Here is a 26,381-nt window from a genome sequence, read left to right as displayed (position 1 = left end):
GCCGTACGCCACGGCGGCGTGCGGGCTGCACCCGCTTTGGCCTCAGACGGTCGGGCGGCGACTTTTGGGCGCCCGGGTGGTAGTAGTCGAGGCCGACCGGTCATGCGAGGAGTGTCGATCCGTGAGTCCCTCCCTGCACCTGGTGAAGGTCACACCGGAGAACGTCGATGCGGTGTGCCGGCTGCGCGTGGGGCCTGGCCAGGAGCGATTCGTCGACCCGGTCGTGACCTCGCTGGCCGAGGCCTACGCGTACGGGGAGGTCGCCTGGCCCCGGGCGATCTGTGACGGGGAGCAGTTGGTCGGGTTCGTCATGGCCGGCTTCGACCCGGCGCACGCGGTGGAGGCGTACCGGAGCTATCTGTGGCGCCTCAACATCGCTGCGGATCATCAGCGCCGGGGATACGGCGGCTTCGCGGTGGCGGCGGTGTGTGCCGAGGCCCGGCGTCGCGGTGAACGGCGGCTGTGGGTGTCGTGGGGGCCGGGTGACGGTGGGCCGGAGCCCTTCTGCACGCGGCTCGGGTTCCGTGTCACCGGCGAGGTGGTCGACGGCGAGATCGTTGCCGAACGGGAGCTGTAGCGAATTCCTCGGGGGTGCCGCCGCCACGGCCCCCGGGCCGGGTCGGGACTCAGGTGGACGAACTGCTCGACGGCAGAGGGAGGTTGCGTCGTCTGGAGCCGTTCACTGCACGCCTCTGTGATCAATACGAGGCTCACATGACCCGCAGTCACACTCGCGCTCGCTAACTCGATCATCGCCTACCTGGCCGTTCTGCCCGCGCACCGCGGCAACGGCTACATCGACGAGATCCTTGCCGAAGGTACCCGCGTCCTCGCCGAGGAAAAGGTTCCGCGCATCCGGGCGTCCACGGATCTCAGCAACACTCCCATGGCGAACGCCTTCCGGCGCGCCGGATACGTCAACTTCGAACGCGCGATCAACATGACCTGGAACTGATCCGGTCACGGGCAGGGAACAGCACACGGTTCCCGGCCCGGCCACATCTGCAGGGCACACCGCGCCCTGCGCCGGTCAGCTTGGCCCCCCACCTCGCATCGGCCGAGGCCTCCTGCGTCGTAAGCGTGTTGACGTGCACCAGTGAGCGGGCGACGAAGCCCGGTCGGCTCAACTGTCAGGGCGTCGTCTCGCCCCGTACCAGCGGGTGGCACACCGGCTGGACGCCCTCAGGGAGGTCGTCCGGCCGGCACCAGCGTGCCTCCAGGATCTCGAAGGGATCGAGGCGGAGTTCGCCGCCCACCAGGCGGGCCTCGTAGGCCACCTCCAGCCGTGTGCGGAATCCGCTGTTCAGCATGACCAGGCGACCTGCCTCCACATCGAGGCCCGTCTCCTCCTTGACCTCGCGCACCACGGTCGAACGGAAGTCCTCACCCTTGCGCGCGAAGCCGCTCGGCAGTCCCCACTGGCGGCCAGGAGACCACATGCGGTGCCGCAGCAGCAGGACCCGTCCCTCGCCGTCACGCACGACACCAGTCACACCCACGACGAACTTGGCGTTGAGGAGCCACATGACGCGGCTCTGGACAGGGCGCAGCAGTCGCCAGAGACGGGCAAGGAGTCGTCGCACGAGGCCTCGGAGGGGTGAGGGAAACGATGGGCAGGGTGTGGCACCCGTCGGAAGGGGGAGCAGGGTGCCACTGCGGGGAACGGTACCGACCAGGCGTCCCCAAGTGTCAACTCGCAAGGATCGCCGTGGAGCCTTTGGCCGGTGCCGCAACGCCTGAATGCGCTCCTCGTCGGGCCTCTCCTGCAGCACGGACGGCGAGTGGCGCGAAGCGGTCGTTCAACTCCATGCGCTGGCAGCCCGGTTGACCGGCCTGAAAGCGCTGTTCCCCGGTGAAGTCGTCTTCGAGGAGAGCGAGCTGTCCTGCGTTGGCGGTTCTGTGACGGGGCGCCCCCCGCCTGGTCTGCGTTGACCCAGGGCGTGCCCGGCCTGTTCATCAAGGTGGCCGGTGGTCGGGTGTGCGGGTCCAAGACCGACGGGGCGTCCACGACGCGAGGGGCTGGAGGGGCTGGAGCTCAACTCAGATCGGACATGTCGAGTACGAAGCGGTAGCGGACGTCGTTGCGGCGGAGGCGGTCCAGGGCTTCGTTCACCTGGGATGAAGGAAGCAGCTCGATCTCGGCGATGATGCCGTTGTCGGCGCAGAAGCCGAGCATGGCTGCCGTAGCTGTTCGGCCGCCGCTGCCTGCGGAGGTGAGCTTCTTGCGGCCCACGAGCAGGTCCATGGTGGTGACGGTGAGCGGTCCGAGGTGGTCGAGATGGCTGAGGGTGCCGTCCATGGCGACGAGCCGCATATAGGGTGCCAGGTCGTGCGGCGCGGAGATGGTGTCGATGACGACGTCGAAGCTGTCCCGGGCCTTGGCCATCTGTTCCGGGTCAGTGGATACGACGAGGGCCTGGGCGCCGAGACGTCGTGCGTCGTCGGCCTTGCCGGGCGAGCGGCTGATGACCGACGTCGTGGCCCCGAGGGCTACGGCCAGCAGAGCGAGCGGTGCGTCGGCTGCGGAAGACCGCGGCCACGGCGAGACGTCCGCCCTCAGTACCAGCCGGGAACCGACGGTGCGGAGAGGCTGTGGGCCGACCACCGCTCGCCGCAACTCTGCGACGTGCAGGCGGCCTGAGTGACTCGAGGAGCGACGTCCGCTCGGATGCCGTTGCTCAGCCGAAAGCTCCGAGGACGACCTCTATCCGACCAGGCGGCGGCGCCAGTCCAGAGGTGTGACGGTGATGGCCCGGCCGGGGTCGCGGTCCCACTCGACGGGGAGGCCGGCCGCTTCGAGGGCGGCTACGACTTCGTGGCCGATGGCTTCGGTGGTCTCGGACGAGCCGTCGAAGCCACCGAAGAGCAGCATCAGCCCGTGGCCGGCGGCGGCGGAGTCCGTGCACTGCGTGTGGAAGTAGACGAAGCCTCGGGCGTCGGACCCGCCCTCATCGGCGATCTCGGACTGGCCGCAGCTGCGGCAGCAGGTGAAGTTCTCGCGGGCGGTGATGCCAGCGCCTTCCAAGGCGGTGAACGCGCTGGTGAGCCGCTCAGGGTCAGTCTCGCCCCGCCAGTCGGCCTGCTCCGCGACACGCTCCAGCCACAACCGGTCCGCCAGCGCCTCGGCCTGCTCTCGCGAGACGGGCCGGCGGTCCGCGGTGACCAGGTACTCCTCAGCGGTCTCCGCCAGTTCGGCGCGGGTGCCGTATCCGCCGATCAGCACCTCGCGAACGCGCTTCTCCAACTCCTCGCGCTCGCCTTCGTCCAGGTCGAGCAGCGGCACCTCACGGACTGGGCCCATGTCCACCAATGACCACGCCAGGCCGGCATCCCAACCGGCTGCCCGGCTGGCCCAACCGGTCATCGCCGCGACTACCGCCTCTGGATCGTCGACCCTCACCTGGAAGTGCCGGTCGGCAGCGCCGTCACGGTACTCCAGCGTGTAGTCCCCGCCGTCCTCGTGCCAGAGCTGAGCGAAGACGTGGGGCAGGTCGGGTATTCGCTGGACCACCAGGAAGCGATCACCGTCACCGCCTACGCGCCGGACCAGCGCGGCCAAATCCTCGGCGGACACACGAACGTGCCGCTCCCGGTTCTCCGTCTTCACCACGATCGCGAGCATTCGCAGACTCTGACATACCCCGCTGACATAGCGGCTCCCGGGACCGGGGCCTTGACCAAGCCCGGACAGCAGCTTCTGAGCTTGCCGACCCGATATCGGCACGAGCCGGCCCGGCTGCTTGAACGGCACGTTGCGAGGTTGTCCCGTGCTCCCAGCCGTGTGTTCGCCGAGGAGCAGCTCGGGCACGCGTGCCGTGACATTGCCGGAGAGCGGCAGAGTTCTGCGAGGTGTCGGTGCCGGAAGTGCCGGTTCATCTGGACGTACTCACCGTGATCACGACCGGCTGGGTGGTATACGGCGGCGCATCCGGTGCCACAGCAGTGTGCACCCGATCGCAAGTAGTGCGACCAGGGCGAACACGGGGCCGGCCAGCGTGAGGGTGTGCCGGAGGGTGGTCGCGGCGGCGTATCCGATCCCGGCTTCGGCGGTGGCCCACGTGCAGGCGGCGACGATGCTGTAGGGGGCGATACGCCGGTAGGGCAGGCGGGTGACGCCCGCGCAGTGCGGGGCGAGGGTGCGCACCACCGGCAGGAACCGGGCGAGGAAGACCGCTCGGCCGCCGTGGCGCGCCATCAGGGTCTCGGCCTGGTGCCAGGCGGGGCCCGGTATCCGGCGGCCCATGCGGCCTCCGCGCAGCCGGTCACCGAGGAATCGGCCGGTGCGATGGGCGAGAAAGTCCCCTGCCATCACGGCTGCGGCCGCGGCTGCGATGACGCGAGGAAGGCTGATGTGGCCGGTACGGGCCAGCGCGCCCGCGGTCAGGAGCAGAGTGAGTGTCGGGATGAAGGCGCCGACGAGGAGGATCGATTCGGCCAGGACCGCGGCGGCCACCACCGCGTACGCGGAGGCCGGCGGAAGGTGGCCGAGGATGTCGGACAGCGCGTTCACCGCCTGGCCCCGTCGAACTGCGCCGGGGGGTGATCCGGGGTGGACGCGAGAGGACGTTGCAGGTGCCAGACGTGGGCGGGAGGAAGGTTGCCCCACACCGTCCAGCGGCCCGTGGCGTGCGTGCGCTGATAGGCGGCCATGATCTCGTCCACTTCGGCGTGGCGGCGGGCTTCGTCCCGCGGACACCGAGCCGGCCGAGATCCTGCGCGCCGTCCACCTGGTGGCCGCCGGCTCGGCCATGCTCCATCCTGCCGCGGCCCGCCGCCTCATCGACCGCTACCACGCCACCAACCAGCCCCGGGTCACTGCTGCCCAGGCCCGGTTCGAGCGCCTCACGCCCCGCGAACGTGACGTACTCGCCCTGCTGGCCCGGGGGGACACCAACGCCGACATCGCCGTACACCTGACGATGCGCGAGAGCACCGTCAAGGCGCACGTCAGCCGCATCCTGACCGCGCTGGAGGTCACCAATCGGGTCCAGGCCGCCCTGGTGGCCCGAGACGCCGGCCGCACCCCCTGACCTGAACCACACCGAGCATGTGGCCACTGCCAGGTCGGTATGGATGTCGCGGGGCAGCGGGAGCCGGCCGAACCGTGCGGCAGGATCTTCCAAATCGGCGAAGTCCTCGGACATGAGGCCGGCCTGTCCACGCTGCCACAGCGTCGCGCTTGTGGGTTCAGGAAGTCAGACGGTCGGCCACTTCCGCGTCGAGCACGCGACCCGGACCAAGTCGGCCACCCTGTCGGGAGTTTCGTCGGCGCGCTGGGTCATGACGGCCCCTGCCCGCTGAACTCGACTCAGCCGCCCGGTTGTTCCGGTCCTGTGGCAGGCGGCCAGCTTTGGAGGGCCATGTCGGCCACTTGCTGGAGCTCGTCGCGAGCGGTGCCGCTGGCGGCTTGGACGGCGATGCCGTTCGCCACGGTCATGAGGTAACGGGCGAGCAGGCCGGGGTCGGTGCCGGGGGACAGGTCGCCTTCGTCGACGGCTTTCTGGAACCGGTCGCGCAGGAAGGCGGTGTGTTCGTTGCGCCAGGCGATGAGGGCGTCGCGCGCGTGGCCTCCCGGCTCACCGGCGGCGAGGGACGCTTGGACACCGAGGCACCCGGTGGGCCAGCCGGGGTGGGTGGTGGCGCGGACGGAACCGTCGAGGAACGCGGTGGCCACCTGCAGGGCGGTCGGTTCCTGCAGGGCGCGGGCTCCGTAGGAGGCGGGCCCTTCGGTGTAGCGATCCAGGGCCTTGCGGAACAGGTCCTCCTTGTTGCCGAAGGCCGCGTACATGCTGGTGCGGGTGATGCCCATGGCATGGGTCAGATCCGTGAGGCTCGCGCCTTCGTAGCCCTGTTCCCAGAAGACCCGCATGGCGAGTTCGAGAGCCTTGTCGGCGTCGAAACCCCGAGGCCGTCCGATCGGCTTCTGTCCCGTCTCCATGCGATTGATCGTACTCCTTCTGTACCGGGCGGTGCGTAAAGCGTCGGGGTCCCATTCAGTATCGGTCGATGCCGAACTTTGCCGAGGTCATACGCGTGAGCCAGCTTGAAGGTACAACCGTTGTCGTCACGGGCGGCGGCACCGGGATGGGCCTGGCCACCGCCGGACGACTGGCAGCTGAAGGTGCGCACGTGTTCATCACCGGCCGACGCGAAGCCGAGCGGGAGAAGGCTCTCGCCGCATCGGCAACGCCACCGCGGTGCCCGGTGACGTCAGCGTCGGGGCCGATGCGGACCGCCTGTACGAGCGGGTGCGGGAGCTCGGACAGGGTCTGGACGCGCTGTTCGCCGATCCGTTGCACTGCGGCACCGCTGCGGCGCCACACCCCGCAGAACCCGCCGGCCGGTCGCGCCGTCCCCGACTCACTCCGGCGGCCTGAACTGTCCACGGCTATGGCCGTGCGATCTCCATCTCCCGGTCCGCGCCCACGGTCACCCCGGTCGCCACGAAACCGAATCTCCGGTAGAAGGCAGCGGCTCGTCGGTTGTCGTCGTGGACGAAAAGCCGGACTCTGCCGACCACGGGCTCCTCCAGGGACCATGCCCACTTCATGCCGGCCTCGAAGAGCTGCTCGACCAAGCCGCTGCCCCGGTGTTCGGGACGGACGAACACGCCCACCAGATGAGCCTGGGGAGACCGGATCGGCTTCTCGAAGAAGTCCTCGTCGCCGGGCCGCTCCACCAGCACCACCACGGTGCCTGCCCAACGTCCGTCTGAGCCTTCCGCGATGAACTGCCGCGCGAATGTCCCGTGCGACACTCTTTCGGCGCGCTCCTGCCAGAAGGAATCGGGCTGCCCGGCTACGTCCTGCACAGTCGTGGCGAACGCTATGGGCGCGACCGGATCGGTCAGCGCGGTAAGTGTCAGCGCCTTGGCCTTCAGCCATTCGTCCGCTTGCACAGTGCGTATCCGGTAAGCCATCAGTCGATGGTGGCCGGTTCCTGACCAGCGTCGCAACGTGATTATGGCGCCGACCGGCCTACAGCCCCGCCCATCGACCGCCCACCCGATTCCTGACCGGGGTCTGCTGCCACAGTGGATCAAGGCTGGGATGAATACGCCCACCGAGGTGTCCCGGGGAGCAGCCGTTGGGGCCGGACCGGCACGAAATGCCTGATCGCGAGGCACGAACGGGTGCTAGCGTCGCCCGCATGCCTGAACTGATCGCGCCCACGGCCCACTTGCAGTCGTCATGGCTCGCGGCGCGTGACGAGTGGTCTCCGGGTGCCCATCAGGACGGGGCTGGCCTGCGTCTCGCTCCTGGCGCCGACCTCGAAAGGCCCGAAGTCTTCTCGGCGTGGGTCGACAGACTGATACAGCAGTCGGACAGGTCGGCTGTCTTGGGAGAAGAGCGCGTCCACGCCACCCATTGGTGGATCATCGAGGGTGACAGTTATGCCGGGGCCATTGACCTGCGGCACTACCTGAACGCCGTTCTGCTCGATCTGGGCGGGCACATCGGCTACAGCATCCGGCCCTCCTTCCGGAGACGTGGCTTGGCAACATGGGCTCTCGGGGCTGTTCTGCCCGAGGCTCGCACGCTCGGCCTGGACCGGGTCCTTGTCACTTGCGACGACGACAACATCGGATCGGCACGCAGCATCGAACGCAACGGCGGGGTCCTGGAGGACATCCGCACAACCAGCGCGGGCAGCAAGCGCCGCTACTGGATAGCTGTGTAGGCAGTGCACGACCGTGCCGGTGACAGCCACTCGATGACGGCAGCGACCAGCAAGTCCGCGTGGCAACGGACCGCGCGCTTGATGCACTTGGTCCCCGCGGACTCTTGGTATTTCGGCCGACCGGCTTCCACTGCGGCCAGGCTGACGCACTGCGCAGGGCGCTCGCGCAGTCCCTCAACCCGTAGCTGTCGCGCCGATGTTGGGGCTGAATGGCGAAAACGCGCTGTGCGCTTCTCTCGCCGCGACACGATGCGTCTGACGTGAGATCGGGTCTCGCGTCACCCCATCACATCCGGGTCGCTGATTCCGTCAGCTGGAAACCTTGCGAGGAGCAACTCATGCTTCGGGGACGCGTCATTGCTGAAAGTCTGCGCGCCGACGCGGACATCCGGACGGCGGACCTCAGGCTTGTCCGCCTGGGGCGCCACGAGGTGTCCGTATCGACGCTGCCTCCGCACGAACGCGCCGGTGGCCAAGGCCTGCATGGCGCTGTCAGCGGGCAGCCCTCTACCTGGACGTTCATCGATTTCGAAGGTCCGGATCGTTTAGCTGACGACCTGGCTCAGGCCTTGGCGGATGCCCTCGAACCAGACCTTGGCTGGTGGGCCGATTTCACCGTCGATGACGCTGACCGCGTGATCGTGTTCGCCGGGCGGTACTTCCGCTACCGGATCGGCGACGAAGCAGGCCGCGCAGAGGCAGTCGCATGGGGCCGAGCGGCCGGCACCCCCGAACACCAACTCGACTGGGGGCGGTGACGGCCGACAGGCGCGTGCAGGCCGCACTTCGGCGCGATCACGCCGCGCTGCGCCTCGTCGTGGCAAGGGGCCGCGCCCGAGAGCCTTGGTCATCGAAACACCCCTCGCCCACGGCCCCGACGGCAACCCACTGGTTCCGGTCGACGACCTCGCCATACCCCGCAACGCCCCCCCGACGAGGTCGCCGACTCCGTCCTGTTCGCCACCTCCGACCAGGCACGCTTCGCCACGGTGCCGAAGTCGTCGCCGACGGCGGCTTCACCCTCGGCCCCCTCACCTGAGCCACCCCAGTCGGACACCCGGCGCAACAACCCGCACCCAGCAGCCGCACATTGGTCGGGTCAGTGGAGCGGGCCAGGGGTAGCCCGGGGTGTGATCTGTCCGAAATCCGACCGCAGGCGGAATCAGTTGGTCGGCCGAACGATGAGTTCTCGGCCGTGCGGAGGTCACAGTCTGCAGTACCGCTGACAGACTGACGCGCTCGTACCTGGAGGAGACGCATGGCAAAGCTCATCTACTCGATGATCACCTCGCTCGACGGCTACGCCGAGGCGGCGGAGGGCGGCCTCGGCAGCGGTGCCGAGGACCAGGAGGTGCATTCCTTCATCAACGACCTCTTCCGCCCCGTCGGCACGTACCTCTACGGCCGCCGCATTTACGAGACGATGGTCTACTGGGAGACCGCGCACACCGAGCCCGACCAGCCGCCGCACATCCTGCAGTACGCCCGCGACTGGCAGGCCGCGGAGAAGGTCGTGTACTCCACGACGCTGGAGTCGGTGTCGAGTGCGAAGACCCGGATCGAGCGGACCTTCGACCCTGACGCGGTACGCAAGCTGAAGGCCGAGGCCGATCACGACCTCACCATCGACGGCCCCAACCTCGCGGCCCAGGCGATCGCAGCCGGTCTGGTGGACGAGTACCACCTGTTCATCACCACGAGCGTGGTCGGCGGAGGCAAGCGGTTCTTCCCCGACGGCGTGCGGCTCGATCTCGAGCTGGTCGAGGAGCGTGCCTTCGACAGCGGACTGATCTACGCGCGCTACCGGACATGCTGAGCCGCACCGGTTGCTGACGCTGCCGACGACCCGTTCTGTATCAGGCATGAGGGCCCGTCAGCTCGAACGACGGACCCACATACGAGATCGATCCAGCGGTGAGCACCCTTACATCGAGCCTGGCGGCATGCCGCAGCAGGCGGCGGTCTCGGTCTGCTCCGCGCTGGTGAGCGGTGCTACCGCGAGCACGGCCGCCAGCGCAACGAACAAGCCGAACACCGTTTTGCGCGCCACATCCCCTTGTCCAGCGGGATCCGGTCTCACCGAGCAGGTGCCTGGCACGCAGGGAACAGTCCTCGGCTCGGGCGAGGTGGAGCCGGGTCGGGCGTGGCTCGCCGTGAGCGGTCGACGCTGATGTCAGAGTTTGCGGACCTTCCAGAGGACCTCCGCCGGCCACTTCTCGGCCCAGCTCCGGTCGAGTGATTCCTGGAAGTACGTGTCACCGCCGGCCGGAGCGGTCGGTTCCACCAGCCGCTCGACGGAGAAACCGCAGGAGCGGAACATGTCGATCCACTGCGCGTGGGTGGAGTGGAAGACCACCACGTCTCCGCTGTACTTCACCTTGGCGTCGCCGTAAGGGTTCGAGAGCTGCTCCCCTACAGTGCCTGTCCGGTTGTCGAAGCACATCTGCAGCAGCGGAGAGTAGGTGCACAGCCCGAGGACGCCCCCGGGGCGGAGTACCCGGTGAGCTTCCCTGAGCAGGGGCAGGGGCAGGGGCGGGGAGAAGCCGAAGGCTCCGTGGTCGCAGAACGCCGCGTCGAACGTCTCCGATCGGAATGGCAGACGCTCGGCGGCGGCCTGGACGAAGCCTCCGACGCCGTCCGTGATGGCGTGGGACAACTGGCCGGAGGACAACTCGACGCCGAAGGCCCGGAATCCCGCGCGGGCGAACCCGACGGTGTCGTGCCCGATGCCGCAGCCGAGGTCGAGGATCCGTGACCCCGGGGGCAGTTCGTCGGTGAAGATCCTCAGATCGCTCTCCGGCAGATGCCAGATGCCCCAGGAGGGGTGCCGGCTCGCGTCGAAGTGCTCGGGGTGGGCGTCGTGGTAGAGGTCACTGTTGGCGTCCCAGTACCGTTCGTTGACCTTGAGATAGTTGAACTTCGCCATCGCTGGTCCTCAGCTTCGCAGGGGTTCGCACGCGGACAGATCCACCCAGCCGGACGGCGGGCTGATGTAGTTCCTCACCCGCAGCCGTGTTGCCGACCGCAGCCGTCCGAACAGGCAGAACTGCCCCGTTGCCGCAAGCAGACGCTCGGCTCGCGTGGTGAGTCGCAGGTGTTCCTGCGGGGCGTCCGCGGCCAGGGCACGGAACACGGCGTCCTTGAAGGCGGACGTCTGCCCGTCGGAGGCCGGGGCGAGTGGCTGGTGGGTGAAGGGGACCAGTGGCGCGACCGGAGCGGGCCAGGGGGCGGCCATGAGCACCAGGCGGAAGGCTTCGCGGTGGGTGCTGGACAGCTGGGTGAGATAGCTCTGATAGCCGATGGCTTTCGGCAGTACTGTCAAGCCGGTGTGGTCGCGGATCTGTTCGGCGAGAACCCGAGCCATCTCGCGGTTGGGCGAGAAGTCCGGACGTGAACGCTGCGGAACCGGTCAGCGCCGGTGACAGCCGGGCCTGAGGCCACCGGCCGGGCCGCACGACGACCGCAGCCCCAGTCCATGCCCAGAACGGGTCGCCAAGCCACGCTGTGAAGGGCGTGCGGCGGTCGCGACGTCGGCTACGGCGACGCGCCCGTACTCGCGGCACCTTTCGCCATGTCCCGGGCTACGCCTTGCTGCCGGTCTCGTTCTCCCCTCGTGCGGATCATGGACGAGCTATTCTGCGCGTATGTGTGGACAGTTCACCGGCTGGCCGGAGCAGGCCATGGACGTGTTGTGGCAACTGCAGGGCGAACCGACCCACGCGACTCGCGAACGCTGCCGTGCGGACCGTGAACGTCTGGTCCGGCAGCCGATGATTGCTCTGCTCAACGACGTCGCGGACACCGACCCCCGGTACGAGGACTTCTCCGTCTGGCACTACCGCACCAATTCCTGGTGGTGGCAGCACCAGGGCGCGGTGATCCGGCTCAACCGCAAGATAGAGATGGGCCTGCGGTTCGACCTGGACGGTCTGCGCATCCAGGGCGCCTGGTGGTATCCCGATCCCGGCCAGGTGGACACGTTCCGCAAGGCTGTGGCCTCGGAGGGGAGCGGCCGCGAACTGTCCGCCATCGTCGCGGACTTGCGAACAAAGGGCTACGAGATCTCCGGGGACGTGATGAAGCGTCCGCCGCGCGGCTACCCGACGGACCACTCCCGTACCGACCTGCTGCGGCACCGTTCGTTGATCGCCGCCCGTCCCCTGGGCTGTGAGGAATGGCTGCACACCCCCCGGGCGGTCGAACGGGTCCTGTCAGCCGCCGCCGACCTGGACTCCCTGATGACGTGGCTGGTCCGCCATGTGAAGAGCCCCGCCTGATCAGGAGCGGCGCCGCGCGGTACAGGAGGAACCACACAGGGCTGTCGGCGGTTGGCTGGTGTGGTGCCGGTGGAGACGCCGGCGGGACTTGTGAGAGAGATGCGCAACGGCTCGGCCTGGAACCGATGTTCAGAGTGATCGTGCGATTCGACGAAAGGAGTCCACAGTGAAGCATCCGCTTCGTATCGCGGTGGCGCAACCGAGGTGCGCGGCTCACGACGTGACGGCCAACGCGGTGGCTCACGCCGAGGCCGTGAGGGCGGCGGGCGCGCGAGTGGTGGTGTTCCCCGAGATGTCGTTGACGGGATACGAGTTGGACGCCGCGCCGGTCTCCCCGGACGACGAACGATTGGCTCCGATCATCACTGCGTGCGCCGAGACCGGAACGCTCGCATTGGTCGGCGCGCCTGTGCCGGGGCCGCGCATCGGCGTCCTCGCTGTGGACGGAGCCGGCGCGCGCGTGGCCTATGGAAAGGTCCATCTGCACGGCAGTGAGGCTGCCCGCTTCGTGCCCGGCGAGTGTGCTGTGATCGACGTGGACGGATGGAGGCTGGGGATCGCTGTCTGCCGCGACACCGGCATCCCCGAGCACGCCGCGAAGACGGCCGCACTGGGCATGGATGGTTACGTCGCTGGGGTCGTCCACGCCGATGACGAGGCTGAGGTCCACGGCGAGCGCGCCCGCCGCGTGGCCGCTGACCACGGAGTGTGGGTCGCCACCGCGGCCTTCGCGGGTCCGACCGGCGGCGGCTTCGACCGGACGTCAGGCCGTTCGGGCATCTGGTCCGCCGACGGAAAGCTGATCGCCGAGGCGAGCGCCGACCCGGACGATTTCGCGCGGGCGGTCTTCACTGAGTGAGCCCAAGGGGCCTGCGGGAGTCGCACCTGCACCACGGCAGTCCTCCTTCACCCGGCGGGCGCTCGTGCTGTCGGCGCCGAGGCAGTGCGGGAACACGTCGGGCCACGGCTCGTTCGGATCGGCTCGGGAGGAGACGGCGGAGACATGTGCCCGCATGTACCTGGGGGGCGTACGACCCCCAGGTACCGCGCTGGCTGGTGTGCTGGACCCGGTTGCCTGCTGCGGTCAGCAGGCGTAGTGCGGGTCGTGGATGTAGTCCGCGTCGTCGGTGAACCAGCGGTGCCCGCTGATCGCGTTGTCCGCCCAGCCGCCGTCGAGGAACTTTTCGTAGCCCAGCGAGAGGTCGCCGTAGTAGTTGCCTGCCTCGATGCAGAACGATGACTGGTTCGTACTGGGGTTCACGTCCCGGCGCAGCGCGACTTCACTGAAGAGGCCGGGGAAACCGTTGTTCCACACGGAGGTGGCCCGGTCGTTGAAGTTGCCGCAGTTGTCTCCCCACCATTCGTCGTTGCTGTCCCAGCGGCACGAGGCCCCCTGGAAGTTCGGCAGGTCGTAGGCGTAGAGGTACCCGTCCGCACCGTCGGCCGCGGCCAGCTTGCTGAGGTCGGCGCCGGACCGTACCGGGGTAGGCGCCGCGCCGGCCGCCGCCGGTGCGGCCGGCCCCGAATCCGTGGCTGCCATGGCGGGCCCGGCGGCGGCCACCAGCCCGATCACGGCCGCCGTCGCCAGAACGCTTCGTACGTACTGCTTCATCTCGTACCCTTCTTCTCGGTGTGGTACCGCGACGGATCTTCGTCGCGGACGATCCGCTCCGCCTTCGGCAGCGCGGCAAGCCGCATACGACGCGCGTTGGCCACGTCGGCGCGATAGCGCTCGCGCACGTCGGTGAGATGCCGCTCCTCGACGTCCCCGGCGACCTCCGCCAGACCGGAGCCAACGGCGCAGGACGCTTCCGCAACGGCGTATTTGATCTCCTTGGCCCTGGGTGCCACGTCGCCCAACGCGGCCCGCAGGTCTTGTGGCGACTTTTGGGGCAGTCCGCGCTCGGACACACAGTCCGACCAGCGCTGCAGCGCTTTCGTGTACGCGGGATCCGCCTGTGCCCGGCTCATGGCCAGCCCCGTGACATCACGGTCCACGGCGTCCGCGCCGAACCATGTACGGAAGTCGCCGTACAACTCTCCGCGGGCCTTGCTGGTGCATCCGCGGGTGCTGCGTCCCGTGGTCATGCCGCCGGGCAGGGTGACCTCGATGGTGTCCACGCCGCCGCCCTGCCACGCGCGCAGCGCCTCGGCACGCCGCTGCGGCTTCAACGCACGGAGGTAGTCCCCGACCGGGTCGTTCGCCCGCAGGCGGGCGGTCTCCTCGGGAGTGCGGACGCGGGAGCCGTAGCCGTGTTCGCGGGCCCATGGCACGTCGCCGAGGACGAGCGCCATCGGCGGTGGCTGGGGCCCGGTCCGGACCGGCTTGGACGCCGCCGGCAGGTGGAAACCGGCGCGTGCCATGCAGCGCCGCTCCAGGATGTCCTCGGCCCTGCGCAGCGTCGCCAGCTCAGTGTTGGTGGCCTGACGCAGAAACGGAGCGGGCTGCGCGGTGCGTGAAGGGGACGCGGTCGGGCCACCTGGCCCGCAGGCGGTCAACGCTCCGAACAGCAGCAGTGACAGCACGCCAGATCTACGCACCAGGTCTCCCCCCTACACCCACACCTCGCCGGTCGACTTCAGGGTGTCCGGGTGCCTGCCGCGCCGCACTCACTTTCGGTCTCACCCGAAACCCCAGGCCCAGGACCCTCGTGAACGCGCCGCAGTAGGTGCTGGGGCCGGGTGCACCCACGGCACGGCTCGCCGTGGGTGGTCGGCGTCGCCCAGAGTGTCCTGGCCGGCGTGGTCCTCGCCGCCCGCATCCGCCGCACCCGTTCCGAGGCCTACGCCGAACTCGGCACCACCGACGTCGACACCGCCTGATTCCCCGGTGCACGGGGCCCTCAGGACGACCACGTGCTGGACAAGAAGCAACCAGCGCGCTCGCATCCGGCAACACCGGCGCTGATGCACAGAACGATCCACAGACCTCGGTGGCTTCCCGGAGGACGATGCCTGGAGTTCAGCCGGCCCGCGGTCCGAACCGCCGCCTGTACGCCAACGGATTGAGGCCGGTCTCGCGACGCATCAGTGCTCGCAGGTTGGCGGCGGTGCCAAGTCCGGTGCTTCGCGCGACCACGTCGAAGCGTGACTCCCCCCGCTCGATCAGTCGGCAGGCCAGGGCGACCCGTTCACCCGTGAGCCATGCCAGCGGCGTCGTGCCCAGCTGTGCCTGGAAGCGGCGATGCAGTGTCGCCGGACTGACCGCCGCCCGTGCCGCGAGCTCGGACACGGTGAGGACCGAGCCCAGCCGTTCCTGGGCCCAGGCCAGGACGGGCGCCAGTGATTCGTCGGGCAGGTCGGGCACCGGTCGCTCGACGAACTGCCGTTGCCCACCGTCGCGGTGGGCGGCAAAGACCAGCCGTCGGCTCACGGCGTTGGCGATCTCCGCGCCGTGGTCGCGGCGGACGATGTGCAGCCCAAGATCGAGGGCGGCGGCGCTCCCCGCGGCGGTGAGGATGTCTCCGTCGTCCACGAACAGTACGTCCGATTCGAGGTGTACGGCAGGGAAGCGGGTCCGGAAGGAGTCAGCCCACTGCCAGTGCGCGGTGGCCCGGCGCCCGTCGAGGACACCCGCCTCGGCCAGAGTGAACGCGCCGCTGCAGAAGCCGACCAGGCGCGCACCGCGTGCGTGTGCCCGCCGGACGGCGTCAAGCACAGCCGGGCGACGGGGGACCTCGGTGTCGGGCCGGTTGGGGACGATGAGGGTGTCCGCCGAGTCGGCCGCTTCCAGATCCGCGACTCCCGTGAGCGTGAAGAATCCGTCCCGCATCAGCGTGCGGGGCTCGGGCGAGCAGAGCCTGAAATCGTAGAGATCAAGGCCGATCTCGGGTCTGCGCAGGCCGAAGATCTCGGTCGCGCAACCGAGCTCGAAGGGGTTCGAGTTCTCATCCACGATGACGACGACGCGGTGCGGGCCGACTGCGCGGACCGAGTGGACTGCGTGCGAGGATTCTTGCGTCATGTGCAATTCCTAGCACTCACGCCGACCACGCGACAGGAGGAACGATGAGCCCATGACCACCGAACCCATATCCCTCGGCAAGGCCCTGGCCTCCTTCGACGCCTTCTGGAGCCCTCGCATCGTCACGCGCGTCAATGACTACGACGTACGCGTTGCCAAGGTCGAAGGCGAGCACATCTGGCACGCTCACGACGAGACCGACGAGTTCTTTCTGGTGCTCGGCGGTGAACTGCACATCGCCCTTCGCGAGCCCGCGGGGGAGCGCACGGTCGTGCTCGCACAAGGCGCGGTCTTCACCGTCCCCCGAGGTACGGAGCACAAGCCGTACGCCCCGTCCGGCGCCGCGATCCTCATGTTCGAGCCCACCGGAACGGCAACGGTTGGTGATCGCCACGAGGAGATCCCTGACCATGTGGACGCGACGACAGGGCATGTACTCGACTGAAGCGCATCCGCCGGAGCGGACGCCCTCTCCTCAACGCCGCATGCGGGGACAGGCCGCGAGCATGCTCAACCGGCAGGGACTCTCTCCTTGAGAAAGCCGATCAGCAGATCGGTAACGGCCGTTGGCCGCTCCAGGCTGGGAAGGTGACCTGCCCATGGCAGTTCGACGTGGTCGGCGTTCGCGAGCAGATGCGGCAGTCGGGCGGCGATCCGTCGGAAGTCCTCCAGATCATGCGCGCCCGACAGGACAAGGCAGGGCGCTTGAATTGCCGCCAGATCAACCACGGCCTCGACTGGCTCGAATTCCTCAGCGGCGGCCAGCTGCAGCTCGAAGGCGCGCCGCTGCATCTGGCGTACCGCCTCGCGGGCGGTCTCGTCGGCGTCCGGGCCGAGCCAGGTTTCGACCATCAGTTCCGTCGCGCCGACGACGTCCCCCGCCTCGATCAGCGCTTCTTCGCGCTCCCCGAGCGCACTCAGTTCGGCAGAAGGTTCATGACCGGGCAGGGCGGAACAGATCAACCCAAGGGCGCTCACCCGATCCGGCCAGCGCGCGGCGATCTCCAAGGCGACCTGCCCGCCGTACGAGGATCCCACCAGTGCCGCCTGCGCGATGCCCAGACTGTTCTGCAGGGCCAGCACATCCTCGGCGTCGCTGTGAGGCCGGTCCGGCGCCGGAGTCCCACCAAAGCCCCGAAGATCACAGCGCACCAGCCGGTAACCGGCGTCGATCAAGGCCTGCCACTGGGCATCCCACATCCGCCGGTCACACACCCCGGAATGCAACAGCACCAGCACCGGACCGTCTCCGGCCACATCATGAGAGAGCGTCATCCGGCAGACCCTATGCAGAGGCTGCTCGAAACGCCTCCCGATTAGCACCGCCACTTCCGGGCCCATCAGCCCGGCGAGCCATGCCGGTCACAGCACGAGTTCGCCCTGATGGCACCCGCACGCTCGAGTACTCCATCTGTAGATCGTTGTGTGTCCTGATCTTGGAGCTTCTGCCATCGGCGGAAACTCAGGTGGCCTCAGTGCACGATCTGGGTAGAGTCGGGCGATGCCCGAGCTGAAGCGGCTGAATGCCGGCCATGCCCCGGCGGTCCTGGCCTTCGAGCTGGCGAACCGCATCTACTTCGCTGCCTCGATCCCCGACCGCGGCGACGAGTTCTTCGACCAGTTCACCGACGGGTACAACGCCATGCTGGCCGAGCAGGAGGCCGGCAGCTGCGTCTTCTACGTGCTCGTCGCCGAGGACGGCTCGGTAGTCGGCAGGTTCAACCTGTACGACTTGGAGGACGGCACTGCCAGGCTCGGGTACCGGGTTGCGGAGCAGGTCGCCGGCCGCGGCGTGGCGACCGCGACCGTCCGGGAGCTGTGCCGGATTGCGGCAGCGCGGCACGGATTGCGCACACTGCGGGCGGCGACCTCCCACGACAACGCCCCGTCCCGGAAAGTCTTGACCAAGGCCGGGTTCGTCCCGGTTGGCCCGGCCACCCCGGCCGATCTCGGTGGCACGTCAGGCACCTGGTACCAGAGCGACCTCCAGCCATAGGCCTGATATCGCTCGTGGGTCGGGCTGGGGGAAGGCCGCGGCCACCGCTGATGACCGGTGTGTGAAGGCTGATGATCCTGCGGTGGCCGCAGGTCACAACATAGACCGGCCGCTGGCAGGAAGCGTTCGTGGGCTTGTTGCGCCGGATGGCCGGCCGGTTCGCGGGGGTCGAACCCCGGTGTCGGGTACGGGATCTGATGCTGGGGTATTGATCGGTTCTCCGCTTCGGAAATCTGCCTGGTTTCTTTGCGTGCCACGGGCCGCCTGGCGCGACCGGGACGGTGCGCCACCCCCGTCGAGGGCACTTCCATCCGACCCGCGCCGCCGGGTCGGCGGGGCGGGCGGGACTCGCAAGCACCTCTCAGCGCAGCGCGCTCTTCTGACGCCACTCGGCCCATGAGAGGTTCCACGCTCCGAAGCCGTTCCCGGGCTCGACAACGCCCTTGGTGTCCTTGCCGGTCATCTCGAAGGGGTCGCCCGGCCGTACCTGCCCGTAGAACCAGGCCGCGTTCGCGTCGCTCATTCCTATGCAGCCGGAACTCTGGTTGGCGTTGCCGAAGTAGCGGGCGTTCCAAGGGGCGGCGTGCGCGTACATGCCGGACCAGGTCAGTCGCATCGAGTAGTCGACCATCTTGTTGTACGCGTCGGCGAGGCCCACCGTCTCGGAGTTCATGTTGATCGTGCCCTCCTTGGCCATGAGCACGGCGGTTCCGCGCCAGGAACGCTTGTCACCGCCGGGTGTGCCGCCGGAGACCGGTATGCGCCGGACTGTCTCGCCGTCGCGCACGAGGGTGAGCTGATGGCTGTCGAGGTCGACCTTGACGATCTGCCGGGAGCCGATGGTGAAGGTGCTCGTGTAGTCGCGTACGAACCAGCCGCCGGCCGCGCCCGAGTCGGTGCCGTTCAGCTCGGCGTTGAGCGTGACCTTGGTCCCGGGCTTCCAGTAGGTCCGGGGCCGCCAGTCCACTCGGTCCCTGCCCGACCAGTCGCGTATCCAGCCCCAGGAGCCCTCGGTGCCGTTGGAGGTGGTGATCCTGAGCTGCTTCTCGACCTCGGCCCGGTTCTTGACCGGGTGGTCGAAGGTCAGGGAGACCGGCTGGGCGACGCCGACGGTGCTGCCGGTGCCCGGTCGCCAGTCGACCTTGTTGACCTTGTCCGCCGGAGCCGTGGTGAAGGAGGCCCGGGTGCTCTTGGCGGTTCCGCCCTTGGTCCGGGTCGCGGCTGTCACCGCGTAGGTCGTGCCGGGGACGGCTTTGCGGTCGGAGACCCAAGACCGGCCGTCGGCCGCGACCTTGCCGGCGAGCCGGCGGTTCTTGCCGTCGGTGACGGTCACCGCGGTGAGCCTGCCGCCTGCGGCAGTGACCCGCACGGGTTTGCCCGCCGGCACCTGGTCACCGGTGGGCGTGACGGTGACTGCGACCGGACGGTTGTCGGCGCCCGGCGGCCTCTTGGCGTCCGAGGCGCCGGGGGAGGCGCTCGACGAGCAGGCGGCGAGCGGCGCCAGCAGGGCGGCCACGACGCCGGTCCGGAGGCGGGCATGGGCGAGAACGCGGGTGCGGGACAACGGGACCTCCGGCAAAGGGCGAGAGAACGGTGCGAGTGGGCGATGTCGTGACTGTAGAGCCGGAAAACACCAGGTCAGCCGCTGTGGAGCAATGTGACGGCGACTGGTGAGGAACGGTCATCGTCCGGTCACATTCGCCGCGCGGAGCGGTCACGGACCGCTGTGAGCATCGTTTGCGTCCCCGCGACAGGTCCGGGGAGAAGGAGAGGCTCAGACTGTGTCAGCGCTGCTCGTGCCGCCCAGCCGTGTGCCCCAGGCACGGAACCGGGGCGTGGCCCTGCGAACCATCACCGGGGAGACCTACCGCGACTTCCTCGCGTCCCCCGTCGGCACGGCCCTCGGTGCCGGTTTCCTGCAGTGCCCGTCCTGGGCCGACGTCAAGGAGGGCTGGCGCGCCCAGTTGCTCGGCTGGGGACCGGCCCCAGACGCGGGCGAACTGACAGGTGTGGCCCTGGTGTTGCTGCGACAGTTCCCCGGCACCCGCAAGTACTTCGCCTACCTTCCCGAGGGGCCCGTCGCCGACTGGAGCGATCCCGACGTCGACGGCTGGCTCGTTCCGCTGTTGGAACACCTGCGCCGCGCGGGCGTCTTCGCTGTGCGCATCGGCCCGTCGCCCGCCTACCGGCGCTGGGACGCCTCCCTGCTCAAGTCGGCCGCCGGCGCTGGCCGACTCCTGGGCGATGTCCTCGCCAGTGAGGTCGACCCGCTCGGCACCGCCGTCGCCGAGCGGCTGCGGGCCCGCGGCTGGCACCGCTGCGGTGGGGAGGGGACCGGAGGGGACGGGGACGCCCAGCCCCGGCACGTCTTCCACGTACCGCTCGCCGGACGCACCACCGAGGACCTGTGGACCGGGCTCAACCAGGAGTGGCGCCGCAACGTGCGCCGGGCGCAGAAGGAGGGCGTGGAGGTGGTGGTGGGCAGCGCGGTCGAACTTCCCGAGTTCTACCGGCTGCTCGGCATCACCGAGCGACGCGACGGTTTCAGGCTCGGCCGTTCGCTTGCCTACTACGAGCGTCAGTACGCGGCGCTCAACGCCGAGGAGCCGGGGCGGATGAAGCTGTACCTCGCCCGTCACCGTGGGGAGATCCTCGCCGCACACACGATGATCACGGTGGGGCGCCGGGCCTGGTACCAGACCGGGGCATCGGCCGACCACCGGCGCGAGGTCCGGCCCTCCAACGCCCTGCAGTGGCGGATGATGCAGGACGCCCAGGCCCACGGGGCCGACGTCTACGACATGCGCGGGATACCCTCCACTCTCGATCCTGAGGAACGTGCGTACGGATTGCTGCGATGGAAGCTCGGCACCGGGGGACAGGTCGTCGAGACGTTGGGGGAGTGGGAGAGGCCATTGGGCGGCAGCGCCAACCACGCGCTTCACCGCGCCTTCCAGGCCTACCTGAACCGCCGATGAAGCGGACGACGCCGACGGTGACGATGCCGAGCAGCACGGACAGTACGGACAGCACACGTAGCCCGGACGGCGCGGAAGCGGCGAAGGGCGGCTCCACGGCACGCGCCAGTGCCGTCATGGCCGCCGGATCCATCGTCTCCCGGGCCACCGGTTTCGCCCGGTCCGCCGTGGTCGCGGCAGCTCTGGGCACCATCGGCACGGCCGCCGACGGCTACGCGGTGGGCAACGCCCTCCCCACCATCGTCTACATGCTGCTCCTCGGCGGTGCGCTCAACGCCGTCTTCGTGCCCGAGCTGGTCAAGGCCGCCAAAGAGCACGACGACGGGGGCCTCGCATACACCGACCGGCTCGTCACCGTCTGCGTCGTCGCCCTGCTGGCGATCACCGCGACCGCGGTGTGGGCGGCTCCCGCGATCGTCGACGCGTACACCGGTTACACCGGCCCCCAGGCGGCCATGACCACCGCCCTCGCCCGCTACTGCCTGCCCCAGATCTTGTTCCTCGGACTGTTCACGCTGCTCGGACAGGTACTCAACGCACGGGGCCGCTTCGGCGCGATGATGTGGGCGCCGGTCCTGAACAACGTCGTCGTCATGAGCGTCTTCGGTCTGTACCTGGCCCTGGCCATGGGCGGCGGGGACACGCTCACCGCGACCGAGACCGCCGTGCTCGGCTGGGGCACGACCGCCGGTATCGCCGTCCAGGCACTCGCCCTCGTCCCCGCGCTGCGGGCGGCCCGCTTCCGCTGGCGGCCCCGCTTCGACTGGCGCGGCAGCGGACTGACCCGCCCCCTGCGAGCGGCCGGCTGGCTGGTGCTGCTGGTCCTGGCCAACCAGGCGGCCTACTGGGTCACCACCCGGCTGGCCACCACCGCGGGCCTCGACGGCGGCCCCGGGTACGGCGCGTACAACAACGCCTATGCGCTGTGGGTCGTACCGCACGGCATCATCACGGTCTCCCTGGTGACCGCGGTGATGCCCCGGATGAGCGCGGCCGCCGTCGACGGGGACACCGACGCCGTACGGCGAGACGTCTCCCGCACCCTGCGCGTCTGCGCCGCCGCCGTCGTACCCGCCGCCTGCGCGCTGTTCGCCCTCGCCCAGCCGGTGATGGCCCTCGTCTTCGGGTACGGCAGGACCAGCGCCGACGACACGGCGGCCATGGCCGGGATCCTGATGGCCTTCGCGCCGGGACTCGCCGCCCTGTCTGGCCAGTACGTCCTGTCCCGCGCCTTCTACGCGCTCTCCGACACCCGTACGCCCTTCCTGCTCAACCTCGTGATCGTCACCCTGAACGCGGGCCTGTCCCTGGCCGCCGCACACCTGCTTCCGGCCCGCTGGGCCGTCACCGGTATGGCGGCGGCGTACTCACTCGCGCTGTGCGCGGGTTGGGTGATGACCGGCCTGGTGCTGAGCCGCCGGCTCGCTGTCGCCCGCCCTCTGCGCGCGTCGGCCGTCGGCGCTCACGCACGGCTGTTGCTCGCCGCCGCCCCCGCCACCGCACTGGGCCATCTCGCGGCCCTGGGCGCGGCACCGGCGGGAGCCCTGGCCGGCGCAACTGCCGGCGCGGTCGCCGTCGTCCTCACCTTCGCCCTGCTCGCCCGTCCGCTGCGCCTCGCCGAAGTCGAAGCGCTGCTGTCCGGCATACGCCGGAGACGGACCCGGACCTGACCACCACAGAGGGAGAACTGCCCATGCCCCGCGTGCTCCTCATCGAGGACGACCCTTCCGTACGCGAAGGGGTCGAACTCGGTCTGCGCCGCCGCGGCCACGAGGTACGGGCGGCCGCGACCGGCGAGGCCGGCCTCGCCGCGCTGGCCGAGTTCCGCCCCGATCTGCTCCTGCTGGACCTGATGCTGCCCGGAATGAACGGCGTACAGGTGTGCCGGCAGGTCCGCGAGCACAGCCAGCTGCCGATCATCATGCTCACCGCGCGCAGCGACGACTTCGACGTGGTCATCGGCCTGGAAGCCGGTGCCGACGACTACATCGTCAAGCCCGCCCGTCCCGAGGTGATCGAGGCCCGCATCCGTGCCGTGCTGCGCCGCCTGGACGACAGCGGACCGGGCCGCCCAGCCATCGAGGTCTACGGCGAACTCACCATCGACCGGGGCGGACTGACCATCACCAAAGCCGGTCGGCCCCTCGCCCTCGCCCCCTCCGAGCTCAAGCTCCTGCTGCACCTCTGCGCCGCCCCCGAGCAGGTGTTCAGCAGGCAGCAACTGCTGGAGCACGTCTGGGAGCACAGCTACCACGCCGACGCCCGTCTGGTCGACGCGTGTGTCCGCCGCCTGCGCGGCAAGATCGAGGACGAAGCCGGCAGCCCCCGCTACGTCCAGACGCTGCGGGGCTTCGGCTACCGCTTCGGACCGCTGTGACCACCGGACCCCGCCTCGGTCGGCTCCGCCGCGGCAAGCAGGAAGGACCGGGCGGTGACACGGGAGAGGGCGGCAGAGTCACCGGCGAGCGGACGCGCCTCAGGGCGTTCGGGCTGCGTACGCGGCTGTTGCTCGCCTTCCTGCTGGTCGCCGCCGTCAGCGCCGGCACGACCGCCGCACTGACCTACCGTGAGGCCCGCAACGCAGTCCTGAAGACCGCACAGGACACGGCGGTCACGTCGTTCCGCGACCACGTACAGCAGACGGCCTTCGGGCTGCCCATGCAGGCAGGGCCCGACCTGGACGACGTCCTGCGCGACATCGCCCGCAAGGGCAAGCCGCACCCCTGGGTGGTGTTCGCCGAGTACGGTTCGCTGCGCGCCTCCTCGGGCGAGAACCCCGTCTCCACCGTCATCACACCCGAACTGCGCCGCGCCGCGCGGGCCAACCCCCACGGCAGCTTCGAGCGGGTCGTCAAGGACGGCGTTCCCTACCTGACCATCGCCATGCCGATGGTCTTCAAGGCAAGCCCGAACAGCGTGCTGCCCAGCGGTCTCGTCCTCTACGCCGTCATGCGGATGACCGACGAGCAGGTCAACGTCGACGCGCTCCTCATCGCCGCCCGGGACGGCGCCCTGCCCGGCATCGCCGTCGCACTGATCCCCGGCCTGATCGCCGCACGCAGCGTGCTGCGCCCGGTAAGGAAGCTGCACCAGGCGGCCCGGAGCATGGGCAACGGCAGACTCGACACCCGTATTCCGGTACGCGGCAGCGACGAACTGGCCGACCTGGCACGCACCTTCAACGAGTCGGCGGGACAACTGGAGCGCTCCGTACGGGAACTGCGCGAGGCCGAGGAACGCGCCCGCCGTTTCGCCTCCGACGTCTCGCACGAACTGCGCACCCCTCTCGCCGGAATGCTCGCCGTCACCGAGGTCCTCGACGAGGACGCGGACGGCCTGGACACCGACACCGCCCGGGCGGTCCGCCTGGTCAGCGCGGAAACCGGGAAGCTCGCCGTGCTCGTCGAGGACCTGATGGAGATCTCCCGCTTCGACGCCCGCGCGGCCGAGCTGAACGCCGACGAGGTCGATGTCGCCGAGGCCATCCGCAAGACCCTGCAGAACCGGCACTGGACCGACGACCGGGTCCGCGTCGAACTTCACGGCGGCATCCGGGCCCGGCTCGACCCGCGCCGCTTCGACGTCGTGATCGCCAACCTCGTCGGCAACGCCCTGCGGCACGGCGGCGCGCCCGTCGCCGTACGCCTGCGCACCGAGTCACTCTCCTCGGGCACGCCCGTGCTGATCACCGAGGTCATGGACCGCGGACCCGGCATCCGTCCCGAATCGCTCCCACACATCTTCGACCGTTTCTACAAGGCCGATGCGGCCCGCACCCGCTCGGCGGGCAGCGGCCTGGGCCTGGCGATCACCCTGGAGAACGTGAAGCTGCACGGAGGAACGATCCGAGCGGGGAACCGGCCCGAGGGCGGCGCCGTCTTCACCGTCGAGATACCGCTTCACACGGAGGAGGCCGGCGGATGAGGCGTGCCTGGTCGCGCAGACATGCGACCGCCGTCGCCACCGCCGTCGCGGCCGCCGTGCCGCTGCTCGGCGGCTGCGGTATCCAAGAGACCGACGTCATCGCGGCGGGCGGCCCCGCCAGCTTCCAGGCCTTCCTCGACCGCGAACAGGACATGCTGCTTTTCTTCCGTTCCCCCGACGGAGGGCTGAGCCCCGTGATCCGGACGACCGAGCCCTCGGTCGGCTTCGGCGACGGATACACCGAGGCGGGCGCCGGCAACCAGAACACCGGCGAGACGGAGGGGCCGGTGCCGACGGAGAAGGTCGTCCTGACGTTGCTCGCCGGTCCGGGGAAGAAGGACCGCGCCGCCGGCCTGAGCACGTTGCTTCCGACCGTCCGCCCCGGCGCGACCGTCAAGGTCGAGCCCTCTTCGGCGGGCAGGGTCAGGACACGACTGCCCTTCGCCCTGAAGGCACTGGACAGCGCGGCTCTGCGCCAGTTGACCTGCACGATCGCCTACAGCCAGGACGCCGAAGGCCAGGTCGTCGTGGAGCTGACGGGACAGGACGGCACATCGAAGTCCGGCACCTGCGGACTCACCTTTGCGGTACCGGGAACGTGACCGCGGAGAGCGGCATCCGGGCACGGAACACGCCGCCCGGCACGACGGGCCGGCTCTTGGATCACTACACGACGAACCGGGGAAGCACGTGGCCGCAGTCGAGCACGAACTGACCCACCCCTGGGAAGGCATCCTTGCCGCTCCCGCCCACGGCAGTGACGTCGGCGTCCTGGTCCTGGCCGGTTCCAGCGGACGCGTCGAGCGTGACCGAGCACGCATCCTCGCCCGGCACGGCATGACAGCCCTGTCGATCCGCTGGTTCGGCGGGCCGGGGCAGTCCCCGGGAATCTGTGAGATCCCCTTGGAAACCTTCATTGCCGCCCTCGACCTGCTCGAAGCGAGCGGAGCACGACGTATCGGCATCATGGGTGCCTCCAAGGGCGCTGAAGCAGCTCTGCTCACGGCCGTGCACGACCCGCGCGTGGACGTGGTCATCGCGCTGTCACCCACATCGCGAGTCTGGTGCAATGTGGGCTCGGGCTCCGATGGGAAACAGCGCCCGTATCGCTCCTCCTGGACCTGGCGTGGGCGGCCCCTGCCCTTCGTCCCCCTGGATGACTCCTGGACTCCCGTCACCCAGGGCAGTGGTCCGGTCGCCATCCGCGGATGGTACGAACTCAGCGAACGGAGCTTCGCTCACCTGCTCCCTCCGGCGGAAATCCCCGTCGACAAGGCCCGAGCCGATCTGCTGCTCGTCGCCGGTGGCGACGACGCGATGTGGCCCTCTCTCCGCTTCGCCGAACAACTGGCAGAACGCAGGCGCTCCGCAGGGGCCACCGTGCACCTGATCACCCGCCACGATGCAGGCCACCGACAACGCTTTCCCGGCGAAGGCCCGGCGCCGGGCTCCCCGCGCTTCCAGCACGGAGGCACCCCGCAGGCTGACGCGCTCCTGGGGGAAGCCGCATGGCCACACATCCTCGGCAAGCTCACATGACTGTCGCGGACTACGCCGCCGTG

Annotated in this window: 27 protein-coding genes and 4 pseudogenes; 18 read left to right on the top strand and 13 right to left on the bottom strand. The window is 69.4% G+C overall.

The window, feature by feature from the left end; genetic code table 11:
- The first annotated feature begins 121 nt into the window (after positions 1 to 121).
- Entirely contained in the window at positions 122 to 577 is a 456-nt protein-coding gene (locus O1Q96_RS26545) for a GNAT family N-acetyltransferase (protein ID WP_269250530.1), read from the top strand.
- A gap of 165 nt (positions 578 to 742) precedes the next feature.
- Positions 743 to 955, top strand: a pseudogene (locus O1Q96_RS26540) (GNAT family N-acetyltransferase); the annotation flags it as partial.
- A gap of 175 nt (positions 956 to 1,130) precedes the next feature.
- On the opposite strand, the gene O1Q96_RS26535 reads toward O1Q96_RS26540, so the two are convergent.
- The 4 genes and pseudogenes from O1Q96_RS26535 to O1Q96_RS26520 all read right to left on the bottom strand — a co-directional run bounded on the left by O1Q96_RS26535 (position 1,131) and on the right by O1Q96_RS26520 (position 4,510).
- A complete protein-coding gene (locus tag O1Q96_RS26535) occupies positions 1,131 to 1,583 on the bottom strand; it encodes an NUDIX hydrolase (RefSeq protein ID WP_269250529.1) in 453 nt (150 codons plus the stop codon).
- Between the two features lie 452 nt (positions 1,584 to 2,035).
- Positions 2,036 to 2,500 (bottom strand): annotated as a pseudogene (locus O1Q96_RS26530) (zinc-binding dehydrogenase); the annotation flags it as partial.
- A 204-nt stretch (positions 2,501 to 2,704) separates the two neighbouring features.
- The gene (locus O1Q96_RS26525; protein WP_269250528.1) at positions 2,705 to 3,622 is read right to left on the bottom strand and encodes a DUF6891 domain-containing protein; all 918 of its coding nucleotides are present in this window, start codon (positions 3,620 to 3,622) and stop codon (positions 2,705 to 2,707) included.
- Between the two features lie 273 nt (positions 3,623 to 3,895).
- Positions 3,896 to 4,510 carry a DedA family protein gene (locus O1Q96_RS26520; protein ID WP_269250527.1) on the bottom strand — a complete coding sequence of 205 codons (615 nt, stop codon included), beginning with the start codon at positions 4,508 to 4,510 and terminating at the stop codon, positions 3,896 to 3,898.
- A gap of 181 nt (positions 4,511 to 4,691) precedes the next feature.
- Here O1Q96_RS26520 and O1Q96_RS26515 point away from each other — a divergent pair.
- Positions 4,692 to 5,030 (top strand): annotated as a pseudogene (locus O1Q96_RS26515) (response regulator transcription factor); the annotation flags it as partial.
- A gap of 278 nt (positions 5,031 to 5,308) precedes the next feature.
- Here O1Q96_RS26515 and O1Q96_RS26510 read toward each other — a convergent pair.
- The gene (locus O1Q96_RS26510; RefSeq protein ID WP_269250526.1) at positions 5,309 to 5,938 is read right to left on the bottom strand and encodes a TetR/AcrR family transcriptional regulator; all 630 of its coding nucleotides are present in this window, start codon (positions 5,936 to 5,938) and stop codon (positions 5,309 to 5,311) included.
- 95 nt (positions 5,939 to 6,033) lie between these two features.
- Between O1Q96_RS26510 and O1Q96_RS26505 the strand changes: the two are divergent.
- A pseudogene (locus O1Q96_RS26505) lies at positions 6,034 to 6,290 on the top strand (SDR family NAD(P)-dependent oxidoreductase); the annotation flags it as partial.
- A 98-nt stretch (positions 6,291 to 6,388) separates the two neighbouring features.
- Here O1Q96_RS26505 and O1Q96_RS26500 read toward each other — a convergent pair.
- Positions 6,389 to 6,919 carry a GNAT family N-acetyltransferase gene (locus O1Q96_RS26500; protein ID WP_269250525.1) on the bottom strand — a complete coding sequence of 177 codons (531 nt, stop codon included), beginning with the start codon at positions 6,917 to 6,919 and terminating at the stop codon, positions 6,389 to 6,391.
- Between the two features lie 230 nt (positions 6,920 to 7,149).
- Here O1Q96_RS26500 and O1Q96_RS26495 point away from each other — a divergent pair, with 230 nt between their 5' ends.
- From O1Q96_RS26495 to O1Q96_RS26485, 3 genes are all read left to right on the top strand, one after another.
- Positions 7,150 to 7,680: a GNAT family N-acetyltransferase gene (locus O1Q96_RS26495; protein WP_269250524.1), complete on the top strand. Its 531-nt coding sequence runs from the start codon at positions 7,150 to 7,152 to the stop codon at positions 7,678 to 7,680.
- 338 nt (positions 7,681 to 8,018) lie between these two features.
- Positions 8,019 to 8,438 (top strand): hypothetical protein, encoded by a 420-nt coding sequence (locus O1Q96_RS26490; RefSeq protein WP_269250523.1) that lies wholly within the window; start codon positions 8,019 to 8,021, stop codon positions 8,436 to 8,438.
- Positions 8,439 to 8,938: 500 nt separating this feature from the next.
- On the top strand, positions 8,939 to 9,496 hold the full coding sequence (locus tag O1Q96_RS26485) for a dihydrofolate reductase family protein (RefSeq protein ID WP_269250522.1): 558 nt from the start codon (positions 8,939 to 8,941) through the stop codon (positions 9,494 to 9,496).
- Between the two features lie 357 nt (positions 9,497 to 9,853).
- Here the strand turns inward: O1Q96_RS26485 and O1Q96_RS26480 are convergent, their stop codons facing one another.
- Complete coding sequence (locus tag O1Q96_RS26480) at positions 9,854 to 10,606, bottom strand: class I SAM-dependent methyltransferase (RefSeq protein ID WP_269250521.1); 753 nt, start codon at positions 10,604 to 10,606, stop codon at positions 9,854 to 9,856.
- A gap of 9 nt (positions 10,607 to 10,615) precedes the next feature.
- Entirely contained in the window at positions 10,616 to 11,002 is a 387-nt protein-coding gene (locus tag O1Q96_RS26475) for a hypothetical protein (protein ID WP_269250520.1), read from the bottom strand.
- A 322-nt stretch (positions 11,003 to 11,324) separates the two neighbouring features.
- On the opposite strand from O1Q96_RS26475, the gene O1Q96_RS26470 reads away from it, so the two are divergent.
- A complete protein-coding gene (locus tag O1Q96_RS26470) occupies positions 11,325 to 11,957 on the top strand; it encodes a DUF2461 family protein (RefSeq protein ID WP_269250519.1) in 633 nt (210 codons plus the stop codon).
- Between the two features lie 166 nt (positions 11,958 to 12,123).
- On the top strand, positions 12,124 to 12,816 hold the full coding sequence (locus O1Q96_RS26465) for a carbon-nitrogen hydrolase family protein (protein ID WP_269250518.1): 693 nt from the start codon (positions 12,124 to 12,126) through the stop codon (positions 12,814 to 12,816).
- Positions 12,817 to 13,041: 225 nt separating this feature from the next.
- Here the strand turns inward: O1Q96_RS26465 and O1Q96_RS26460 are convergent, their stop codons facing one another.
- Entirely contained in the window at positions 13,042 to 13,569 is a 528-nt protein-coding gene (locus tag O1Q96_RS26460; RefSeq protein ID WP_269250517.1) for a peptidase inhibitor family I36 protein, read from the bottom strand.
- Positions 13,566 to 14,498, bottom strand: a complete 933-nt coding sequence (locus O1Q96_RS26455) for a hypothetical protein (RefSeq protein WP_269250516.1) — start codon at positions 14,496 to 14,498, stop codon at positions 13,566 to 13,568. The genes O1Q96_RS26460 and O1Q96_RS26455 overlap by 4 nt, the downstream gene beginning before the upstream one ends.
- Before the next feature lie 141 nt (positions 14,499 to 14,639).
- Between O1Q96_RS26455 and O1Q96_RS26450 the strand changes: the two genes are divergently transcribed.
- A complete protein-coding gene (locus O1Q96_RS26450; RefSeq protein ID WP_269250515.1) occupies positions 14,640 to 14,780 on the top strand; it encodes a hypothetical protein in 141 nt (46 codons plus the stop codon).
- A 139-nt stretch (positions 14,781 to 14,919) separates the two neighbouring features.
- Here the strand turns inward: O1Q96_RS26450 and O1Q96_RS26445 are convergent, their stop codons facing one another.
- Positions 14,920 to 15,921, bottom strand: coding sequence for a helix-turn-helix domain-containing protein (locus tag O1Q96_RS26445; RefSeq protein WP_269250514.1), 1,002 nt, complete (start codon positions 15,919 to 15,921; stop codon positions 14,920 to 14,922).
- Between the two features lie 52 nt (positions 15,922 to 15,973).
- Between O1Q96_RS26445 and O1Q96_RS26440 the strand changes: the two genes are divergently transcribed.
- A complete protein-coding gene (locus O1Q96_RS26440) occupies positions 15,974 to 16,366 on the top strand; it encodes a cupin domain-containing protein (protein WP_269250513.1) in 393 nt (130 codons plus the stop codon).
- A 65-nt stretch (positions 16,367 to 16,431) separates the two neighbouring features.
- Here the strand turns inward: O1Q96_RS26440 and O1Q96_RS26435 are convergent, their stop codons facing one another.
- A complete protein-coding gene (locus tag O1Q96_RS26435; protein WP_269250512.1) occupies positions 16,432 to 17,196 on the bottom strand; it encodes an alpha/beta fold hydrolase in 765 nt (254 codons plus the stop codon).
- A 226-nt stretch (positions 17,197 to 17,422) separates the two neighbouring features.
- Between O1Q96_RS26435 and O1Q96_RS26430 the strand changes: the two genes are divergently transcribed.
- Positions 17,423 to 17,917: a GNAT family N-acetyltransferase gene (locus tag O1Q96_RS26430; RefSeq protein ID WP_269250511.1), complete on the top strand. Its 495-nt coding sequence runs from the start codon at positions 17,423 to 17,425 to the stop codon at positions 17,915 to 17,917.
- A gap of 361 nt (positions 17,918 to 18,278) precedes the next feature.
- On the opposite strand, the gene O1Q96_RS26425 is transcribed toward O1Q96_RS26430, so the two are convergent.
- Positions 18,279 to 19,481: a L,D-transpeptidase gene (locus tag O1Q96_RS26425; protein WP_269250510.1), complete on the bottom strand. Its 1,203-nt coding sequence runs from the start codon at positions 19,479 to 19,481 to the stop codon at positions 18,279 to 18,281.
- Between the two features lie 217 nt (positions 19,482 to 19,698).
- On the opposite strand from O1Q96_RS26425, the gene O1Q96_RS26420 reads away from it, so the two are divergent.
- The 6 genes from O1Q96_RS26420 to O1Q96_RS26395 all read left to right on the top strand — a co-directional run bounded on the left by O1Q96_RS26420 (position 19,699) and on the right by O1Q96_RS26395 (position 26,358).
- Complete coding sequence (locus O1Q96_RS26420) at positions 19,699 to 20,895, top strand: lipid II:glycine glycyltransferase FemX (RefSeq protein WP_269250509.1); 1,197 nt, start codon at positions 19,699 to 19,701, stop codon at positions 20,893 to 20,895.
- A 116-nt stretch (positions 20,896 to 21,011) separates the two neighbouring features.
- Complete coding sequence (gene murJ, locus O1Q96_RS26415) at positions 21,012 to 22,565, top strand: murein biosynthesis integral membrane protein MurJ (protein WP_419587070.1); 1,554 nt, start codon at positions 21,012 to 21,014, stop codon at positions 22,563 to 22,565.
- 23 nt (positions 22,566 to 22,588) lie between these two features.
- Positions 22,589 to 23,272 carry a response regulator transcription factor gene (locus O1Q96_RS26410; protein ID WP_269250508.1) on the top strand — a complete coding sequence of 228 codons (684 nt, stop codon included), beginning with the start codon at positions 22,589 to 22,591 and terminating at the stop codon, positions 23,270 to 23,272.
- Positions 23,269 to 24,819, top strand: a complete 1,551-nt coding sequence (locus tag O1Q96_RS26405; RefSeq protein ID WP_419586952.1) for an ATP-binding protein — start codon at positions 23,269 to 23,271, stop codon at positions 24,817 to 24,819. The genes O1Q96_RS26410 and O1Q96_RS26405 overlap by 4 nt, the downstream gene beginning before the upstream one ends.
- Positions 24,816 to 25,421: a hypothetical protein gene (locus O1Q96_RS26400; RefSeq protein WP_269250507.1), complete on the top strand. Its 606-nt coding sequence runs from the start codon at positions 24,816 to 24,818 to the stop codon at positions 25,419 to 25,421. Before O1Q96_RS26405 ends, O1Q96_RS26400 begins: the two co-directional genes overlap by 4 nt.
- Positions 25,422 to 25,509: 88 nt before the next feature.
- Positions 25,510 to 26,358, top strand: a complete 849-nt coding sequence (locus O1Q96_RS26395; RefSeq protein WP_269250506.1) for an acyl-CoA thioester hydrolase/BAAT C-terminal domain-containing protein — start codon at positions 25,510 to 25,512, stop codon at positions 26,356 to 26,358.
- Positions 26,359 to 26,381 lie beyond the last annotated feature (23 nt).

This window comes from Streptomyces aurantiacus (assembly GCF_027107535.1).
Lineage (GTDB): Bacteria > Actinomycetota > Actinomycetes > Streptomycetales > Streptomycetaceae > Streptomyces.
This window is presented reverse-complemented; position numbering and strand designations above follow the sequence as displayed.

Bases quoted from the DNA above. Each gene is read 5' to 3' on its own strand.
- O1Q96_RS26525 (WP_269250528.1), bottom strand. From the start codon at position 3,622: ATGCTCGCGATCGTGGTGAAGACGGAGAACCGGGAGCGGCACGTTCGT.
- O1Q96_RS26510 (WP_269250526.1), bottom strand. From the start codon at position 5,938: ATGGAGACGGGACAGAAGCCGATCGGACGGCCTCGGGGTTTCGACGCC.
- O1Q96_RS26500 (WP_269250525.1), bottom strand. From the start codon at position 6,919: ATGGCTTACCGGATACGCACTGTGCAAGCGGACGAATGGCTGAAGGCC.
- O1Q96_RS26495 (WP_269250524.1), top strand. From the start codon at position 7,150: ATGCCTGAACTGATCGCGCCCACGGCCCACTTGCAGTCGTCATGGCTC.
- O1Q96_RS26490 (WP_269250523.1), top strand. From the start codon at position 8,019: ATGCTTCGGGGACGCGTCATTGCTGAAAGTCTGCGCGCCGACGCGGAC.
- O1Q96_RS26485 (WP_269250522.1), top strand. From the start codon at position 8,939: ATGGCAAAGCTCATCTACTCGATGATCACCTCGCTCGACGGCTACGCC.
- O1Q96_RS26480 (WP_269250521.1), bottom strand. From the start codon at position 10,606: ATGGCGAAGTTCAACTATCTCAAGGTCAACGAACGGTACTGGGACGCC.
- O1Q96_RS26470 (WP_269250519.1), top strand. From the start codon at position 11,325: ATGTGTGGACAGTTCACCGGCTGGCCGGAGCAGGCCATGGACGTGTTG.
- O1Q96_RS26460 (WP_269250517.1), bottom strand. From the start codon at position 13,569: ATGAAGCAGTACGTACGAAGCGTTCTGGCGACGGCGGCCGTGATCGGG.
- O1Q96_RS26445 (WP_269250514.1), bottom strand. From the start codon at position 15,921: ATGACGCAAGAATCCTCGCACGCAGTCCACTCGGTCCGCGCAGTCGGC.
- O1Q96_RS26440 (WP_269250513.1), top strand. From the start codon at position 15,974: ATGACCACCGAACCCATATCCCTCGGCAAGGCCCTGGCCTCCTTCGAC.
- O1Q96_RS26435 (WP_269250512.1), bottom strand. From the start codon at position 17,196: ATGACGCTCTCTCATGATGTGGCCGGAGACGGTCCGGTGCTGGTGCTG.
- O1Q96_RS26430 (WP_269250511.1), top strand. From the start codon at position 17,423: ATGCCCGAGCTGAAGCGGCTGAATGCCGGCCATGCCCCGGCGGTCCTG.
- murJ (WP_419587070.1), top strand. From the start codon at position 21,012: ATGGCCGCCGGATCCATCGTCTCCCGGGCCACCGGTTTCGCCCGGTCC.
- O1Q96_RS26410 (WP_269250508.1), top strand. From the start codon at position 22,589: ATGCCCCGCGTGCTCCTCATCGAGGACGACCCTTCCGTACGCGAAGGG.
- O1Q96_RS26400 (WP_269250507.1), top strand. From the start codon at position 24,816: ATGAGGCGTGCCTGGTCGCGCAGACATGCGACCGCCGTCGCCACCGCC.